This is a genomic window from Roseococcus sp. SYP-B2431 (assembly GCF_004336745.1).
Taxonomy (GTDB): Bacteria; Pseudomonadota; Alphaproteobacteria; order Acetobacterales; family Acetobacteraceae; genus Roseococcus.
In genome coordinates this window covers 198,283-212,690 of record NZ_SJXD01000026.1, presented here as the reverse complement: position 1 = coordinate 212,690, position 14,408 = coordinate 198,283, and the positions used below count along the sequence as shown (strand labels likewise).

The following is a 14,408-nucleotide window of genomic DNA, read 5'->3' as shown; positions in this document are numbered from 1 at the left end:
CCGTCGCGCCCGATCAGCGCGGGGCGGCCGTGCCGTAGGGGACCGTCGCGACGGCGTTGTGGGGCGAGCCGTCGACGAGCCGCGTGCTCCAGGCGAGGTAGACCAGCACCTGCGCCTGCTCGTCCACGAAGCGCTGCACGCGCGTTTCCTTGAAGAAGAGGCTGCTGGAAGCCTCCCAGATCTGCTCGCCCCGCTCGCCGCGACGGGCGCCCTCGGGGATGGCGATCGGGCCCGTCGCCGTGCAGGAGAGCGAGAAGCGCGAGGGATCCTCCGCCACGCCCACCATGCCGGCCAGCCCGCCCGTCCGCGCCTGGCTGACATAGCAGGCGACATTGGGAATCTCGGGGTCGGTGAAGCGTTCGACCACCACCTGGTGGCTGCGCGTCAGGCCGAGATTGGTGATGGCCGTGTTCACCCGGCCGACGCGGGTGGTGTCGTCGGCCGCGGCGGGGGCGGCGACGAGGAGGAGGGCGGCGAGGACAAGTTGGCGCTTCATGCAGGGATCAGCGCCGCGCGCCGCCTTCAGGTTGCAGGGAAGCCCGCCAACTCGCGGAATTCCGCCTCGGTGAGCACGCGGACGCCGAGTTCGGCGGCCTTCGCGGCCTTGGAGCCGGCATCGGCGCCGACCACGACGAAGTCGGTTTTCTTCGAGACGCTCTTCGTCACCTTGGCCCCCAGCGCCTCGGCCCTGGCCTCGGCCTCGGCGCGGGAGAGGGTCTCCAGCGTGCCCGTGAAGACCAGGGCTTTGCCGGCAAAGGCGGAATCCCCGGCGTCGAGACCGGCGACATCCTCCGGCGTGACGTAGCGCAGCAGGTCGTCGAGTGCATCGAGATTGTGCGTCTCGGCGAAGAACTCGACGAGCTCGGTCGCGATCGCCGGCCCGATACCCTGGATGCTGCCCAGCTCCTCGCGCGCCTCGCTGCCTAGGATGCGGGCCTCCAGCATGCGGGCGCGCAGATGGCCGATGCTCTGGTAGTGGCGCGCCAGCAGCTTGGCGTTCTGCGCACCGATCCGCCGGATGCCGAGGCCGAAGAGGAAACGCTCCAGCGGCACGCGCCGCCGGGCCTCGATGCCAGCGAGCAGGTTCGAGACCTTCTTCGCCTCGCCCTTGGCGCCTTTCCCCCAGCCCTCCCACTGCCGCATCCGCGCGGCGTGATCCTTGAGCCGGAAGATATCGGCGGGGCTTTTGACCAGGCCCTCCTCGTGCAGGAGGAGGATGTTCTCCTCGCCGAGGCCCTCGATATCCATCGCACCGCGGCTGGCGAAATGCTTGAGGCGCTCGACCGTCTGCGCCGGGCAGATCAGGCCGCCGGTGCAGCGGCGCACCACGTCCTCGCCCTCGCGCACGGCGTGGCTGCCGCAGGCGGGGCAGAGGGTCGGGAAGGCATAGGGGGGGCCGCGGTCGGGGCGGTCGGCATCCACCACGCCCACCACCTGGGGGATGACGTCGCCCGCGCGCTGGAGGGTGATCGTGTCGCCGATGCGGATGTCCTTCCGGGCGATCTCGTCCTCGTTGTGCAGCGTCGCATGGGTGACGGTGACGCCGCCGACGAAGACCGGCGCCATCACCGCGCGCGGCGTCAGCGCGCCGGTGCGGCCGACCTGGATCTCGATGGCCAGCAGCCTGGTGCGCGCCTGCTCGGCCGGGAACTTCCAGGCGATGGCCCAGCGCGGCGCCCGGCCGACGAAGCCGAGGCGGGCCTGCCAGTCCAGCCGGTCCAGCTTGTAGACGACGCCGTCGATCTCATAGGCCAGGGCCGCGCGCTCGCTCGCCATCTTGCGCTGGAATTCGGCCGCCTCGGTGACCGGCGTGGAGAGCGGGTTCACGGAGAAGCCCCAGCGGCGCAGCAGGTCGAGCCAGTGCTCGTGCGTGTCGGCGGGGATCGCGCTGGCCTGGCCCATGGCATAGGCGAAGAGCTTCAGCGGCCGCGATGCGGTAATCGTCGGGTCGAGCTGCCGCAGCGAGCCGGCCGCCGCGTTGCGGGGATTCACCGGGACATTGACGGCGGGGCCGAGCTTGCCGCCGCTGGCCTTGCGGGCTTCGCGCTCGGCCAGCGCCTGCTCCTGCTCCGCGCGGAACTTCACGAAATCCGCCCGGTCCATGAAGACCTCGCCGCGGATCTCGATCAGTTCCGGGAAGGGGGCGGGCAGCTCGCGCGGCAAATCCTTCAGGGTCAGCAGGTTGGGCGTGATGTCCTCGCCCTCGACGCCGTCGCCGCGCGTGGCGCCCTTCACGAAGCGGCCGTGCTCGTAGAGCAGGTTCACGCTGAGCCCGTCGATCTTGGGCTCGGCGACGAAGCGCAGCGGCTCTTCCGCCGGGAGCGAAAGGAAGCGCCGGATCCGCGCCGCGAATTCCAGAAAGTCCTCGGGCGCGAAGGCGTTGTCGAGGCTGAGCATCGGCGCCAGGTGGCGCGACTTGGCGAAGCCCTCCGCCGGCGCGGCGCCGACCCGCCTCGAGGGGCTGTCCGCGCGGATCAGGTCGGGAAAGAGCGCCTCGATCGCCCGGTTCCGGCGCACCAGCATGTCGTATTCGGCGTCGCTGACCTCGGGCGCGTCCCTCTCGTGATAGGCGCGGTCGTGATGCGCGATCTCGCCGGCCAGCGCGGCCAGCTCCTCCGCGGCCTGGGCCTCGGTCAGCGCCTCCGGGGCGAGGGGGCGGAGGCTGGCGCTCATGCGGCCTCTCGCGCGAGGCGCTCGAAATCCGAACCGGCGATCAGGAAGTTGAGCGTCGCGCCCTCCTCGGCCGGGAGAGCGCGATGGAAGGCGAGGGCCAGCTCGTCCCCATGATCGGCGTCCCACCAGAGAAAGCGGCCCCCCTGGCCGGAGGCCTCGGCCGCCAGGGCGGCGACAAGTGCGCGTCCCTGCCCTCGCCGGCGGGCCGTGGGTGCCACGTAGAGATCGGACAGGATGAAGCCCCAGCGGCTCTCGGCGCTGTCGTAATAGGGATGGGCGACGGCAAGGCCCTGAAGCGCGCCGGCCGCTTCGGCCAGCCGGACGATGGCGCGGGGATCCTCGATGAGATCGCGGAGCACGGTTTCGGGCGTGATGAGGTCGGGCCGAAGGCCCGGCTCGTCGTTCAGGGCGCGGAGCAGCGCCGCGAAGGGGACCGCGTCCAGGGGGCGGGCGGGGCGGATCACGCCGCGCCCTCCAGAAGGCTCGCGGCCGCGGCGCGCGCGGCCTCGGTGACCACCTCGCCGGCCAGCATGCGGGCGATCTCCTCGCGGCGGGCGGCGGCATCCAGCGGGATCACGCGGGTCTCGGCCGCCGCGCCCCGCACGGATTTGGCGACCTGGAGGTGCTGCGCGCCGCGTGCCGCGACCTGGGGCGAATGCGTAACCACCAGCACCTGGAGGCGCTCGGCCACGCGCGCCAGCCGCTCGCCCACGGCGGCGGCGGTGGCGCCGCCGATGCCGGCATCCACCTCGTCGAAGACCAGCGTGGGCACCGGCGAGCCGCGCGCCAGCACCACCTTCAGCGCCAGCATGAGCCGCGACAGCTCGCCGCCCGAGGCAATCTTCACCAGCTGCCCCGGCGTCTGGCCGGGATTGGTGGCGACCAGCAGGGTCACGCGGTCCATCCCGTCCGCGCCCCAGGCGGATTCCTCGCGCGGCGCGACCTCGACCACCACGCGGGCGCGGTCGAGCTTGAGCGGCGGCAGCTCCTTCGCCAGCGCGCGCTCCAGCTTGCCGGCGGCGGCGCGGCGCGCCTCGGTGAGGGCTTTGGCGGCCGCGACATAGGCGGCGCGGGCCTGCTGCCGCGCGGCCTGGAGCGCCGCGACGCGGCCGGTGCCGGCGTCCAGGGCCGAAAGCCGCTCGCGCAGATCGGCCAGGTGCTGCGGCAGCTCGATGACGGCGACCCCATGCTTCCGGGCCGCCGAGCGCAGGCCGTAGAGCCGGTCCTCCAGCACCTCCAGCCGGCGAGGATCGGGCATGGCGTCGAGCGCCAGGCGCTCCAGCAGCTGTTCCGCCTCCGCCAGCGAATCCTGCGCGGCGTTGAGCGCGGCCAGGGCCGGCCCCGCCGCTTCATTGGGCGGCGGCAGCCGCTCCAGGGCGCGGACGGCGCTGCGCAGCGCGGAACCTGGATGGGCCGAGCGCCGGTCGCGCGGCTGCAGCTCGGCCAGGGCCGAGGCGATGGCCTCGTTGCGGCGCTCGGCCTGCTGAAGGCCCTGGCGCTCCTGCGCCAGCCGCTCCTCCTCGCCCTCCTCGGGCGCGAGCTCGTCCAGTTCCTGCACGGCGTGGCGCAGCCATTCCTCGTCGCGCACCGCGGCGGCCACGGCCTCCTCGGCCGCCGCCAGCGCCGATTCGGAGGCGCGCCATTCGCGGAACCGCGCCGCCGTCGTGCCCCGCGGCCCGTCCAGCGCGCCGAAGGCGTCGATCAGGGCGGCATGCGTCGAAGGATCGGCCAGGCCGACCTGGTCGTGCTGGCCCTGGACCTCGACCAGCGTGGCGGCGAGCCGCCGCAGCAGCGTGACGCCCACCGGCTGGTCGTTCACGAAGGCGCGCGAGCGGCCGTCGGCCGAGAGGACCCGGCGCAGCACCAGCGCGTCCTCGGCCTCGATCCCCTGCTCGGCGAGGATGGCGAAGGCCGGATGCGCCTCGGGGGGCTGGAACATCGCCGCCACGCTCGCCTGCGACTGCCCGGCGCGCACGAGCCCCGATTCGGCCCGCATGCCCAGCGCCAGCCCCAGCGAATCCAGCAGGATGGATTTTCCCGCGCCCGTTTCGCCCGTCAGCACGGAGAGGTTTGGCCCGAATTGCAGGTCGAGCCGCTCGATCAGCACCACGTCGCGGATGGAGAGGGAGGCCAGCATGCCTCCTCGCTACAGCATCTCGCGGCGTGGCGGAATCGTCCCGGCCCTAGGGCGCGGCCCTTTCGGCGGAATCGCCAAATGGATCGCGGCTCCCGTCTTCAGAAGACGGTGCCCCAGGCCCGCCGGAACAGGCCCGGCCGGTCCTCCACCGACGCCTGGGCGCCCGGCGTCAGCAGCGCATAGCTGTCCTGGTACCAGGGGCTGCCCGGAAAGTTGTGGCCGAGCACGGAGGCCGATCGCGCCGCCTCGTCGCGCAGGCCAAGGCGGAGATAGATCTCCGTCAGCCGGTGCAGCGCCTCGGGCACGTGGTTGGTCGTCTGATACTCCTCGACGACGCGGCGGAAGCGGCCGATGGCGGCGCCGAAGAGGCCCTGCCGCTGGTAGAAGCGGCCGATGTTCATCTCCTTGCCCGCCATGTGGTCGCGCGCGAGGTCCATCTTGAGACGGGCGTCGCGGGCATAGGCCGTATCGGGGAAGCGGTTCGCCACGTCCTGCAGCGCGGTCAACGCGAGCTCGGTGCCGCGCTGGTCGCGCTGGCTGTCGGAGATCTGCTCGTAATAGGAGAGGGCCCGCAGGTAGTAGGCATAGGCGATGTCGCGATGCGCCGGATGCAGCTGGATGAAGCGGTCCAGCGCGCCGATGGCCTCGGTGTAGCGGTTGCGCATGTAGTCGCCATAGGCGCCCATGATCTTGGCGTTGGTCGCCCAGGTCGAATAGGGATGCTCGCGCTCCAGCGTGTCGAAGAGCTCGACGGCCTGCTGGAAGCGGCGGGCCTGCATCGCCTCGATGCCGGCCGCATAGAGCGACTCGGGCGAGCGGTCGACCAGGCCGCTGGTCGCCGAGGAGCTCCCGAACAGCGAGCCCATGGTCCCGTCCCACGACGTGATGCCGCAGCCCGACACAGGCAGCGCAAGGGCGAGAAAAAGGGAAGTGCGAGTCAGCAGATGCATGGGCAAGTTCGGCTCCAGTCGGGCCGCTCTATACCATGCGGCCGGCGGCGTCTGCTAGGCCGCGACCGGTTGCCTGACCGGGGCCTGCCGGACGGCGGGCTGCCGGACGGGGCTGGCGCCGGCATCGGCCAGCGCATGGCCGCCGGCATAGCGCCAGGCGGAGCGATCGGCCATCAGGCGGCGCAGCAGCTGGTTGTTGATGGCATGGCCGGAGCGATGGCCCGTGAAGCGGCCGGCGATCGGCGCGCCGGCCAGCGCCAGGTCGCCCACGACGTCGAGCAGCTTGTGGCGGACGAACTCGTCCGGCCAGCGTAGCCCGCCCGGGTTCACGATCAGCGTGCCGTCCACGACGATGGCATTGTCCAGGCTGCCGCCGCGCGCGAGGCCGGCGGCCCGCAGGCGGGAGATCTCCTCGGCCAACGTGAAGGTGCGGGCATTGGCCAGCTCCGCGCGGAAGCTGTCCGAGGAGACGCGCAGCGCCAAGCTCTGCCGGCCGATCGCGGTCTCGCCGAAATCGATGGTCAGCTCGGCGTCCAGCGCGAGGTCATCGGTCGGGGTCAGCTCGGCCCAGGCGCCGTTCTCGTCCTCGACGCGGACGGGCTTCAGCACCTCGATGGTGCGGCGGGTGCCCAGGTGCTCGGCGATGCCGGCGCAGTCGATGAGGAAAAGGAACGGATCGGCCGAGCCGTCCAGGATGGGGACCTCCGGGCCGTCCAGCTCGACGACCGCGTCGTCCACGCCGGCCGCGGCCAGGGCGGCCATCACATGCTCGACGGTGCCGATGCGCGCCTCGGGATGGCCGGGCAGCGTCAGTCCCGTGCAGAGGCGCGTCTCCGAGACATGGTCGTAGCGGGCGGGGATGCTGACGTTCAGATCGCTGCGGTGGAAGACGATGCCCGCGCCGGAGGTGCCGGGGTGCAGCGACAGCGAGATGTTGCGACCGGAGTGAAGCCCGATGCCCTTGCAGCTGATGCTGGAAGCGAGGCGGCGGCGGCGGCCGAGCGTCAAAGGTGCGAAACCATCCATATAGAGAAAGCCCCCGAAGAGTGTGGCCGGGGCTCCCCTCCGCCCGGATCAGTGACGCGGAAAATGACAGCGCGGGGACTGCGGCGCCACTCAAGCGATGTTTCCTGATGTTTCCCCTTAAATGTCGGAAAAGACGGCGAAATTGTGCAGATTTTTCATGAGCCGCTTCATTGACTTCGACATCCTGGGCCGACAGGGCGGTCGGGCTGGCGTCGCGGGCGCCCGAACGAGAACGGGCGGGGCAAGGCCCCGCCCGTCATCCAGAACGCCCGAAGGGCCGTTCGCTCAGTTGCTCTGGCGACGGAGGAAGGTGGGGATGTCGAGGCCCATCTCGTCCGGCTGCGGCTGGGCCGGCCGAGGCTGCCGCGTTGGCTGGGTGGCCAGCGAGGGCTCCGCGCGTGGGGCGGCGGGCGCCTCGGGCTCCATATTGCGGCGCATCAGCCCCGTCGCGTTGCGGAAGAGCCCGCGCCAGCCGGCGCCCTGGCCCCCAACCTGGCCCGGCTCCGGCAGGGAAGGCTGGTGCAGCTGCGGCTGCGGCGGCATGGGGGCCGGCATCGGCGCAGGCTGCACCATCTGCGGCTGCGGCATCTGCTCGGCATAGACGTATTGCTGCGGCTCGGGCGCGGGGGCCGGGGCCATGGCCGTGGCGGCCGGCTGACGCAGCAGGCCGGCGCCGCCGACCTGGACCGGACGGCGCGGCGCGGCGGGAAGGGTCGGCGCGCCGAGCGGGCCGGCCGCCGGGCGGGCCGGAGCGGCCGGGGCAGGCGCCGCGGCGACCGGCGGGTTCACCACGGCCAGGCGCGGACCGGCCGCGGCCGCGGCCGCCGTCGTGTTCATGACGGCCCCCATCGAGGCGAGGTCGATGCCCGTCGCGACCACGGAGACGCGGACCCGGCCGTTCATGTTCTCGTCGATGGAGGAGCCGAAGATGATGTTGGCATCCTCGTCCACCTCGCGGCGGATGCGCATCGCGGCCTCGTCCACCTCGAACAGCGTCATATCGAGGCCGCCCGTGATGTTGATCAGCACGCCCTTGGCGCCGCGCATGGAGGTGTCCTCCAGCAGCGGGTTGCTGATGGCGGCCTCGGCGGCCTTCACCGCGCGGTCCTCGCCCTCGGCCTCGCCCGTGCCCATCATGGCCTTGCCCATCTCCGCCATGATCGTGCGGATATCGGCGAAGTCGAGGTTCACGATGCCGGGATTGACCATCAGGTCGGTCACGCCGCGCACGCCCATGTAGAGGACGTTGTCGGCCATCTTGAAGGCCTCGGCGAAGGTCGTGCGCTCGTTCGCCAGGCGGAAGAGGTTCTGGTTCGGGATCACGATCAGCGTGTCCACGAAGGACTGCAGCTCCTCAAGGCCGAGATCGGCGCTGCGCTTGCGCTTCGGCCCCTCGAAGTCGAAGGGCTTGGTGACGACGCCGACCGTCAGGATGCCGCGCTCGCGCGCCATGCGGGCGATGACCGGCGCCGCGCCCGTGCCCGTGCCGCCGCCCATGCCGGCGGTGACGAAGACCATGTGGCAGCCCTCGAGATGGCGGGCCAGCTCGTCGGTGGCCTCCTCGGCCGCCGCGCGGCCGATCTCGGGCTTGGCCCCGGCGCCGAGGCCCTGCGTCAAATGCGGGCCGAGCTGCACGCGCCGCTCCGAGCGGCTGTTCACCAGCGCCTGGGCGTCGGTGTTGGCGACGATGAACTCGACCCCATCCAGACCGAGGTTGATCATGTTGTTGACGGCGTTGGTTCCGCCGCCGCCCACGCCGATGACGGCGATGCGCGGCGAGAAATCCGTGTGCTGGGTTACCGGCAGCGTCAGGTTCAGGGTCATGTGGCGAGGTCTCCTCAACTCAGCTTAGAGCACCGGAAGCGATTCGAGTCTGCACGCGCGGGGCGTCGTCCCCGTTATCCACAGCCTTGTCGTCGAAAAACCGTCATTTCGGCCTGCAACCGTCCCAAGACGTCAGATTCTTTCCCGCAGCCAGGCGAAGCTGCGGCGGATCCAGCCGCCCTGCGCCACCGGCGGGCCGGCGGCGAAGTCCATGAAGGGGCGCCCTTCGCCCGCCGCCCAGGCCAGCAGGCCGATGGCGCCGGAGAAGCCCGGGCCCGAGGCGGTCTCCGGCAGGCCCCGCACCAGACGGGGGCGGCCGAGGCGGATCGTGGTCTCGCGCCCCAGCACGCGCTGGGCGAGCTCCCGCGCGCCGATGAGCTGCGAGGCGCCGCCGGTCAGCACGATGCGCCGGCGCATCTCGGCCGGCAGGCCGCTGCCCTCCAGCCGGTCGCGCAGCAGCTCGAAGCTCTCCTCCAGCCGGGGGCGGATGATGCGCACGATCATCTCGCGCGGGATGCGGGCGATCTGGTCGTCATCCTCGCCGACCAGGGGCACGGGCAGCATCTCGCCGCGGTCCTCGGCGGATTCCAGCACGCTGCCATGCATGGTCTTCAGCCGTTCGGCATGGGTGATGGGGGTGGAGAGCACCCGGGCCAGGTCGTTGGTCACCTGCCAGCCGCCCACCGGAAGCTGGGCCGTGTGCATCAGCCGCCCGTCGGCAAAGGCGGCGAGGCTCGTCGTGCCGCCGCCCATGTCCACCACCACGGCGCCCAGCTCGCGCTCGTCGTCCACCAGGGTGGCGAGGCCGGCCGCGAAGGGGGAGGAGACCATCTCCTCGGCCTCCAGTTCGCAGCGGTGCAGGCACTGGCCGAGGTTGAACAGCGCATGGCTGGCAGCGTCCAGCACGTGCAGGCGCGCGCTCAGCGTGTCGCAGACCATGTTGCGCGGATCGTCCACGCCGCCCGTCGCATCCACCTGGAAGCCGAGCGGGAAGGAGTGCACGGCCTCGCGCCCCTCGGCCTCGGTGCGGCGCACGCCCTCGGTCATGATGCCGCGCAGGTCCGCCTCGGTGACGGGGCGGCCGGCGACCTGCCAGAGGATATTGTGCGTCCGGCTCTCCGGCTGGCCGCAGGACAGGTTGACGATCACGCCCTTCAGCAGCGTGTCGGCCATCTCCTCGGCGGAGGCGACGGCGGCGCGGATGCTGCGCTCGGCCTCCTCCATGTCCACGATGGAGCCGGCCTTCACCCCGCGCGACTTCTGCCAGCCGAAGCCCAGCGCGCGCGGCGTGCCGTCGCTCTCGATGCGGGCGATCAGGCAGACGATCTTGGTCGAGCCGATATCCAGCACGCCGAAGGCGCCGGAGCGGGCCTTGCCGAGGCGGATGCCGCGGCTGGGCACATCCGCCTGCGGCGGGGTGTAGCGAACGAGCTCGTTCATCCGCGCTGGCTCCGGGCAGAGGGGGAGGAGGGGTTGGCGGTCGCCGGCGTGGCGGGCGCGCCCGGCTGCATGCGGACCACGAGGCGGTCGGGCAGGCGCATGTCCACGGCGGCGAGGGGGCGGTCCAGCAGCTTCTCGCGCGCCTGGAGCTCGGCGAGGCGGGTGATCGCCGCCTCCTCATGGCCCTCGGGCAGCATCACGTCGGCGCCGTTCTGCAGCCGCAGGTTCCAGCGCCGCTCGGAGACGCGCACGATGGCCTGCACGCGGTCGGCGATCTCGGGGGAACTGCGCAGCAGGTCGATCATGGGCGCCGCCGCGCGCTCCGCGCCGGTGCCGACGACCAGGGGCAGCGGCCCGAAGGCCTGGAGCCGGTCGGTCGCCATGATGCGGCCCTCGCGGTCGATCACGGCGAAGCGGCCGTCGCGCTGCCAGACGGCAAAGGCGCGGCGCTCGACCAGGCGGATGAGGATGGTGCCGGGAAGCCGGCGCTCGACATGGGCGTGCTCGACCCAGGCGATGCGCTCCAGCCGCTCCTTGGCGGCGGCGGGGTCGAAGTCGAGCATGGCCTCGCCGGGGGTGGTGGCGATGGCGGTCTGCAGGGCCTCGCGGGGCGAGAATTCGCGGCCTTCGATGCGGATCTCCTGGATCGACAGGCCAGGGCCGCGGCCGAGCTCGGCCAGGCTCGCGGCCGTGTCGCGCAGCCGCGCGGCGGGGTCGAGCGCGACCACGCCGATGGCGAGCGCGCCGACCGCGACCAGGGCCACGGAGGCGAGGCCCACGCCGCGCAGCGCGTTGCGCCAGCGCTTGAACCAGAGGCGCGTCGCCGAGGGCCGCTTCGGCGGCTTGGCGGCGTTGCGGGTGCGGGCCGGCTCTCCCCTCAGGGCTTTAGGGGCCATGAGCGGCCTGCTCCACCATCCAGGCGCAGAGCGCGGGGAAGCCGATGCCCTGATGCGCGGCCTGCTCGGGCAGCAGCGAGGTCGGCGTCAGGCCGGGCTGGGTGTTCACCTCGAGCAGGATGAGGCGGCCGGGCTCCCCCCCGGTGTCGTCGTAGCGGAAGTCGGAGCGCGTGGCGCCGCGGCAGCCGAGCGCCTGATGCGCGGCGACGGCGACCTCCATGGCCTTCCGGTAGACGCCCGGATCGATGGCGGCCGGGACGACGTGGCGCGAGCCGCCCTCGGCGTATTTGGACTCGTAGTCGTAGAACTCGCCGGCATCGGCCAGGATGTCGGTGACGGCGAGCGCGCGGTCGCCCATCACGCCCACCGTGATCTCGCGGCCGGGGATGAATTCCTCGACCAGCGCCTGGTGGCCGAAGCGCCAGCTGCGGGCGATCTCGGCGCGGCGGTTGTCGCCTGAGCGCAGGATGTGGACGCCGACCGACGAGCCCTCGTTGATGGGCTTCACGACGAAGGGGCGGGGCATGGGATCCTCGGCCTCCAGCTCCTCCATCTCGACGACCTTGTGCGGCGTCACCGGCAGGCCGGCGGCGCGGAAGACGGCCTTCGCGGCCACCTTGTCCATCGCGAGCGCCGAGGCGCGGACGCCCGAATGTGTATAGGGCAGGCCCATCCAGTCGAGCACGCCCTGGATGCAGCCATCCTCGCCGAAGCGGCCGTGCAGGGCGTTGAACACCACGTCGGGCGCGGCGGCCCGGAGCGCGCCGATCGTCGCGGCGAGGTCGGCGCTCACGTCGATCGCCGTGACCTGGTAGCCGAACTGGCGCAGGGCCTCGATCACCTGGACGCCGCTGGCGAGGCTGACCTCGCGCTCGGCCGAGATGCCGCCATGCAGCACGGCCACGTGCGTGTCCTTCGGATCGCGGCTGTTCGGGGTGAACGCGTTCATGCCGGAACTCCGATGCGCTTGATTTCCCAGTGCAGGTCGATGCCCGAATGCTCCAGCACGCGGGCGCGGACCTGCTCGCCCAGGGATTCGAGATCGGCGGCCGTGGCGCCGCCGGCGTTGAGCAGGAAGTTGGTGTGCTTCTCGCTGACCTGCGCCCCGCCGAGTCGCAGGCCGCGACAGCCGGCGGCGTCGATCAGCGCCCAGGCCTTTTGGCCCGGCGGATTGCGGAAGGTGCTGCCGCCGGTGCGGGCGCGGACGGGCTGGGTGGCCTCGCGCGAAGCCCTGATCTCGGCCATCCGGCCGGCGATGGCCGCGGCATCGCCCGGCGCGGCGCGCAGGCGGGCGCGGGTGACGACGCCGCGCGCCGGCAGTTCGGCATGGCGATAGGCGAGCCGCAGCCCTGCCGCGTCGAGGCGGACGAGGTCGGCGGGCGTCGCGATCTCGGCCCAGTCCAGGACGTCGACGATCTCGCGCCCATAGGCGCCTGCATTCATGGCGACGGCGCCGCCGAGGCTGCCGGGGATGCCGGAGAGGAATTCCAGCCCGGCGAGGCCGGCGGCCGCCGCGTGCTCGGCGACGGTGGCGTCCAGCGCCGCGGCGCCGGCGACCACGCCATCCGCCTCGATGCTCACGCTGCCGAAGCCGCGCGCGGGCAGGCGCAGGGTCACGCCCGGCAGCCCGCCGTCGCGGATGATGAGGTTGGAGGCCGCGCCCAGCACCGTCAGCGGCGTCGCCGGATCGAGGGCGGCGAGCAAGGCGAGCAGATCCTCGGCATCGGCCGGGCGCGCGAGCCACGCCGCCGGCCCGCCCACGCGGAACCAGGTGAAGGGCGCGAGGCTCGCGCCCGCCTCCACGCGTCCGCGGATGGCGGGCATGCGATGCGGGGTGGCGTCGCGCATGCTCATGCGCGTCGCAGCGGCGTCACGCGCGCGCCGGCATGCCCGCCGCCCTGCGCCTGGAGCGCGGCCAGCTGCTCCGGCAGCGCATGCGCCCAGCTCGTGATATTGCCGGCGCCGAGGCAGATCACATAGTCGCCGGGCTTGGCCATGGCGTTGATCATCTCGGGCAGGCTGGAAGGCTCGGGCAGCGGCACGACGCTGCGATGGCCGCGCGCGCGCAGGCCCTCCACCAGCCCGTCCTTGTCCATGCCCTCGATCGGCGCCTCGCCGGCGGCATAGACATCGGCCACGATCACCGTGCCGGCGTCGTTCATGCAGGTGCAGAACTCGGCGAAGAGCTGGCTGAGGCGCGAATAGCGATGCGGCTGCACCACCGCGATCACGTCGCGCGCGCCGGCCTGGCGGGCGGCCTTCAGCACGGCCGCGATCTCCACCGGGTGGTGGCCGTAATCGTCGATGACGGTGACGCCCCCGGTCTCGCCGACCCGGGTGAAGCGGCGCTTCACGCCCTTGAAGCCGGCCAGCGCGGCGCGGATCACATCCTCGGGCACGTCCATCTCGACGCCGACGGCGATGGCGGCCAGCGCGTTCTGCACATTGTGCTGGCCGAGCATGGGGAGGCGGAAAGGCTGCAGCGTGCGGGCGCGCCCCGTGGTGCGGTCCTGCACCGTCACCTCGAAGCTCGCGCCCATGCGGTTGGTGAGGAGCTTCTCGGCGCGCACGTCGGCCTGCGGCGAGAAGCCGTAGGTGACGAGGCGGCGGTCCAGCTTCGGAATCATGGCCTGCACGCCCGGATGATCGGCGCAGAGGACGGCGAAGCCGTAGAAGGGAATATTGCCGACGAACTGGGCGTAGCCTTCCTTCATGGCCTCCTCGGTGCCCCAGTGGTCGAGGTGCTCCGGATCCATGTTGGTGACGACGGCGACCGTGGCGGGCAGGCGCAGGAAGCTGCCGTCGCTCTCGTCGGCCTCGACGACCATCCACTCGCCCGTGCCCATGCGCGTGTTGGTGCCATAGGCATTGATGATGCCGCCGTTGATGACGGTGGGGTCGAGCTTGGCCTGCTCCAGCACGCAGGCGATGAGGCTGGTGGTGGTGGTCTTGCCATGGGTGCCGCCGACGGCGATGCCCCATTTCAGGCGCATCAGCTCGGCCAGCATCTCGGCGCGGCGCACGACGGGGAGCAGGCGCGCACGGGCGGCCTGGACCTCGGGATTGTCCTTCTTCACCGCGGTGCTGACGACCACGACCTGCGCCATGCCCAGGTTTTCCGCCGCATGGCCGACGGTGACCCGGATTCCCGCCTCCCGCAGCCGGGCGACGTTGGCGCTTTCCGAGAGATCGCTGCCCTGGACCGAATAGCCCAGGTTGTGGAGCACCTCGGCGATCCCGGACATGCCGATGCCGCCGATGCCGACGAAATGGATCGTCCCGATGGAGAGAGGGAGAGCGCGCATCAGCGGCCGTTTCCTTTCGCCGCTCCGCGGCAGGCGATGCCGACGAAGTGGATCGTCCCGATGGAGAGAGGGAGAGCGCGCATCAGCGGCCGTTTCCTTTCGCCGCTCTGCGGCAGGCGATGCCGACGAAATGGATCGTCCCGATGGAGAGAGGCAG

Annotated in this window: 12 protein-coding genes; all 12 read right to left on the bottom strand. The window is 72.1% G+C overall.

The genetic code is table 11. The annotated features are described in order from the left end of the window. Positions 1-13: 13 nt before the first annotated feature. A complete protein-coding gene (locus EJV46_RS15460; protein WP_131549588.1) occupies positions 14-496 on the bottom strand; it encodes a CreA family protein in 483 nt (160 codons plus the stop codon). A 26-nt stretch (positions 497-522) separates the two neighbouring features. Further along, positions 523-2,673, bottom strand: a complete 2,151-nt coding sequence (gene ligA / locus EJV46_RS15455; RefSeq protein WP_131549587.1) for an NAD-dependent DNA ligase LigA — start codon at positions 2,671-2,673, stop codon at positions 523-525. After that, positions 2,670-3,137: a GNAT family N-acetyltransferase gene (locus tag EJV46_RS15450; protein WP_131549586.1), complete on the bottom strand. Its 468-nt coding sequence runs from the start codon at positions 3,135-3,137 to the stop codon at positions 2,670-2,672. Before EJV46_RS15450 ends, ligA begins: the two co-directional genes overlap by 4 nt. Then, positions 3,134-4,810 (bottom strand): DNA repair protein RecN, encoded by a 1,677-nt coding sequence (gene recN / locus EJV46_RS15445; RefSeq protein WP_131549585.1) that lies wholly within the window; start codon positions 4,808-4,810, stop codon positions 3,134-3,136. Before recN ends, EJV46_RS15450 begins: the two co-directional genes overlap by 4 nt. 98 nt (positions 4,811-4,908) lie before the next feature. After that, positions 4,909-5,760: an outer membrane protein assembly factor BamD gene (locus EJV46_RS15440; RefSeq protein ID WP_131549584.1), complete on the bottom strand. Its 852-nt coding sequence runs from the start codon at positions 5,758-5,760 to the stop codon at positions 4,909-4,911. Between the two features lie 54 nt (positions 5,761-5,814). Continuing rightward, on the bottom strand, positions 5,815-6,768 hold the full coding sequence (lpxC, locus tag EJV46_RS15435) for a UDP-3-O-acyl-N-acetylglucosamine deacetylase (RefSeq protein WP_370323091.1): 954 nt from the start codon (positions 6,766-6,768) through the stop codon (positions 5,815-5,817). A gap of 303 nt (positions 6,769-7,071) precedes the next feature. Further along, positions 7,072-8,610 carry a cell division protein FtsZ gene (gene ftsZ / locus EJV46_RS15430; protein WP_131549582.1) on the bottom strand — a complete coding sequence of 513 codons (1,539 nt, stop codon included), beginning with the start codon at positions 8,608-8,610 and terminating at the stop codon, positions 7,072-7,074. A 132-nt stretch (positions 8,611-8,742) separates the two neighbouring features. Then, positions 8,743-10,050: a cell division protein FtsA gene (ftsA, locus tag EJV46_RS15425; RefSeq protein WP_131549581.1), complete on the bottom strand. Its 1,308-nt coding sequence runs from the start codon at positions 10,048-10,050 to the stop codon at positions 8,743-8,745. Beyond that, positions 10,047-10,946 (bottom strand): cell division protein FtsQ/DivIB, encoded by a 900-nt coding sequence (locus EJV46_RS15420; protein ID WP_131549580.1) that lies wholly within the window; start codon positions 10,944-10,946, stop codon positions 10,047-10,049. Before EJV46_RS15420 ends, ftsA begins: the two co-directional genes overlap by 4 nt. Then, positions 10,936-11,895 (bottom strand): D-alanine--D-alanine ligase, encoded by a 960-nt coding sequence (locus tag EJV46_RS15415; RefSeq protein WP_131549579.1) that lies wholly within the window; start codon positions 11,893-11,895, stop codon positions 10,936-10,938. The genes EJV46_RS15420 and EJV46_RS15415 overlap by 11 nt, the downstream gene beginning before the upstream one ends. Further along, positions 11,892-12,800, bottom strand: a complete 909-nt coding sequence (murB, locus tag EJV46_RS15410; RefSeq protein ID WP_240782581.1) for a UDP-N-acetylmuramate dehydrogenase — start codon at positions 12,798-12,800, stop codon at positions 11,892-11,894. Before murB ends, EJV46_RS15415 begins: the two co-directional genes overlap by 4 nt. Then, positions 12,797-14,251 carry a UDP-N-acetylmuramate--L-alanine ligase gene (gene murC, locus EJV46_RS15405; protein WP_131549578.1) on the bottom strand — a complete coding sequence of 485 codons (1,455 nt, stop codon included), beginning with the start codon at positions 14,249-14,251 and terminating at the stop codon, positions 12,797-12,799. The genes murB and murC overlap by 4 nt, the downstream gene beginning before the upstream one ends. Positions 14,252-14,408: the final 157 nt, after the last annotated feature.

Coding starts and splice junctions, on each gene's coding strand:
- recN (WP_131549585.1), bottom strand. CDS start 4,810: ATGCTGGCCTCCCTCTCCATCCGCGACGTGGTGCTGATCGAGCGGCTC.
- ftsZ (WP_131549582.1), bottom strand. CDS start 8,610: ATGACCCTGAACCTGACGCTGCCGGTAACCCAGCACACGGATTTCTCG.
- ftsA (WP_131549581.1), bottom strand. CDS start 10,050: ATGAACGAGCTCGTTCGCTACACCCCGCCGCAGGCGGATGTGCCCAGC.
- EJV46_RS15415 (WP_131549579.1), bottom strand. CDS start 11,895: ATGAACGCGTTCACCCCGAACAGCCGCGATCCGAAGGACACGCACGTG.
- EJV46_RS15440 (WP_131549584.1), bottom strand. CDS start 5,760: ATGCATCTGCTGACTCGCACTTCCCTTTTTCTCGCCCTTGCGCTGCCT.
- murC (WP_131549578.1), bottom strand. CDS start 14,251: ATGCGCGCTCTCCCTCTCTCCATCGGGACGATCCATTTCGTCGGCATC.
- EJV46_RS15460 (WP_131549588.1), bottom strand. CDS start 496: ATGAAGCGCCAACTTGTCCTCGCCGCCCTCCTCCTCGTCGCCGCCCCC.
- ligA (WP_131549587.1), bottom strand. CDS start 2,673: ATGAGCGCCAGCCTCCGCCCCCTCGCCCCGGAGGCGCTGACCGAGGCC.
- EJV46_RS15420 (WP_131549580.1), bottom strand. CDS start 10,946: ATGGCCCCTAAAGCCCTGAGGGGAGAGCCGGCCCGCACCCGCAACGCC.
- murB (WP_240782581.1), bottom strand. CDS start 12,800: ATGAGCATGCGCGACGCCACCCCGCATCGCATGCCCGCCATCCGCGGA.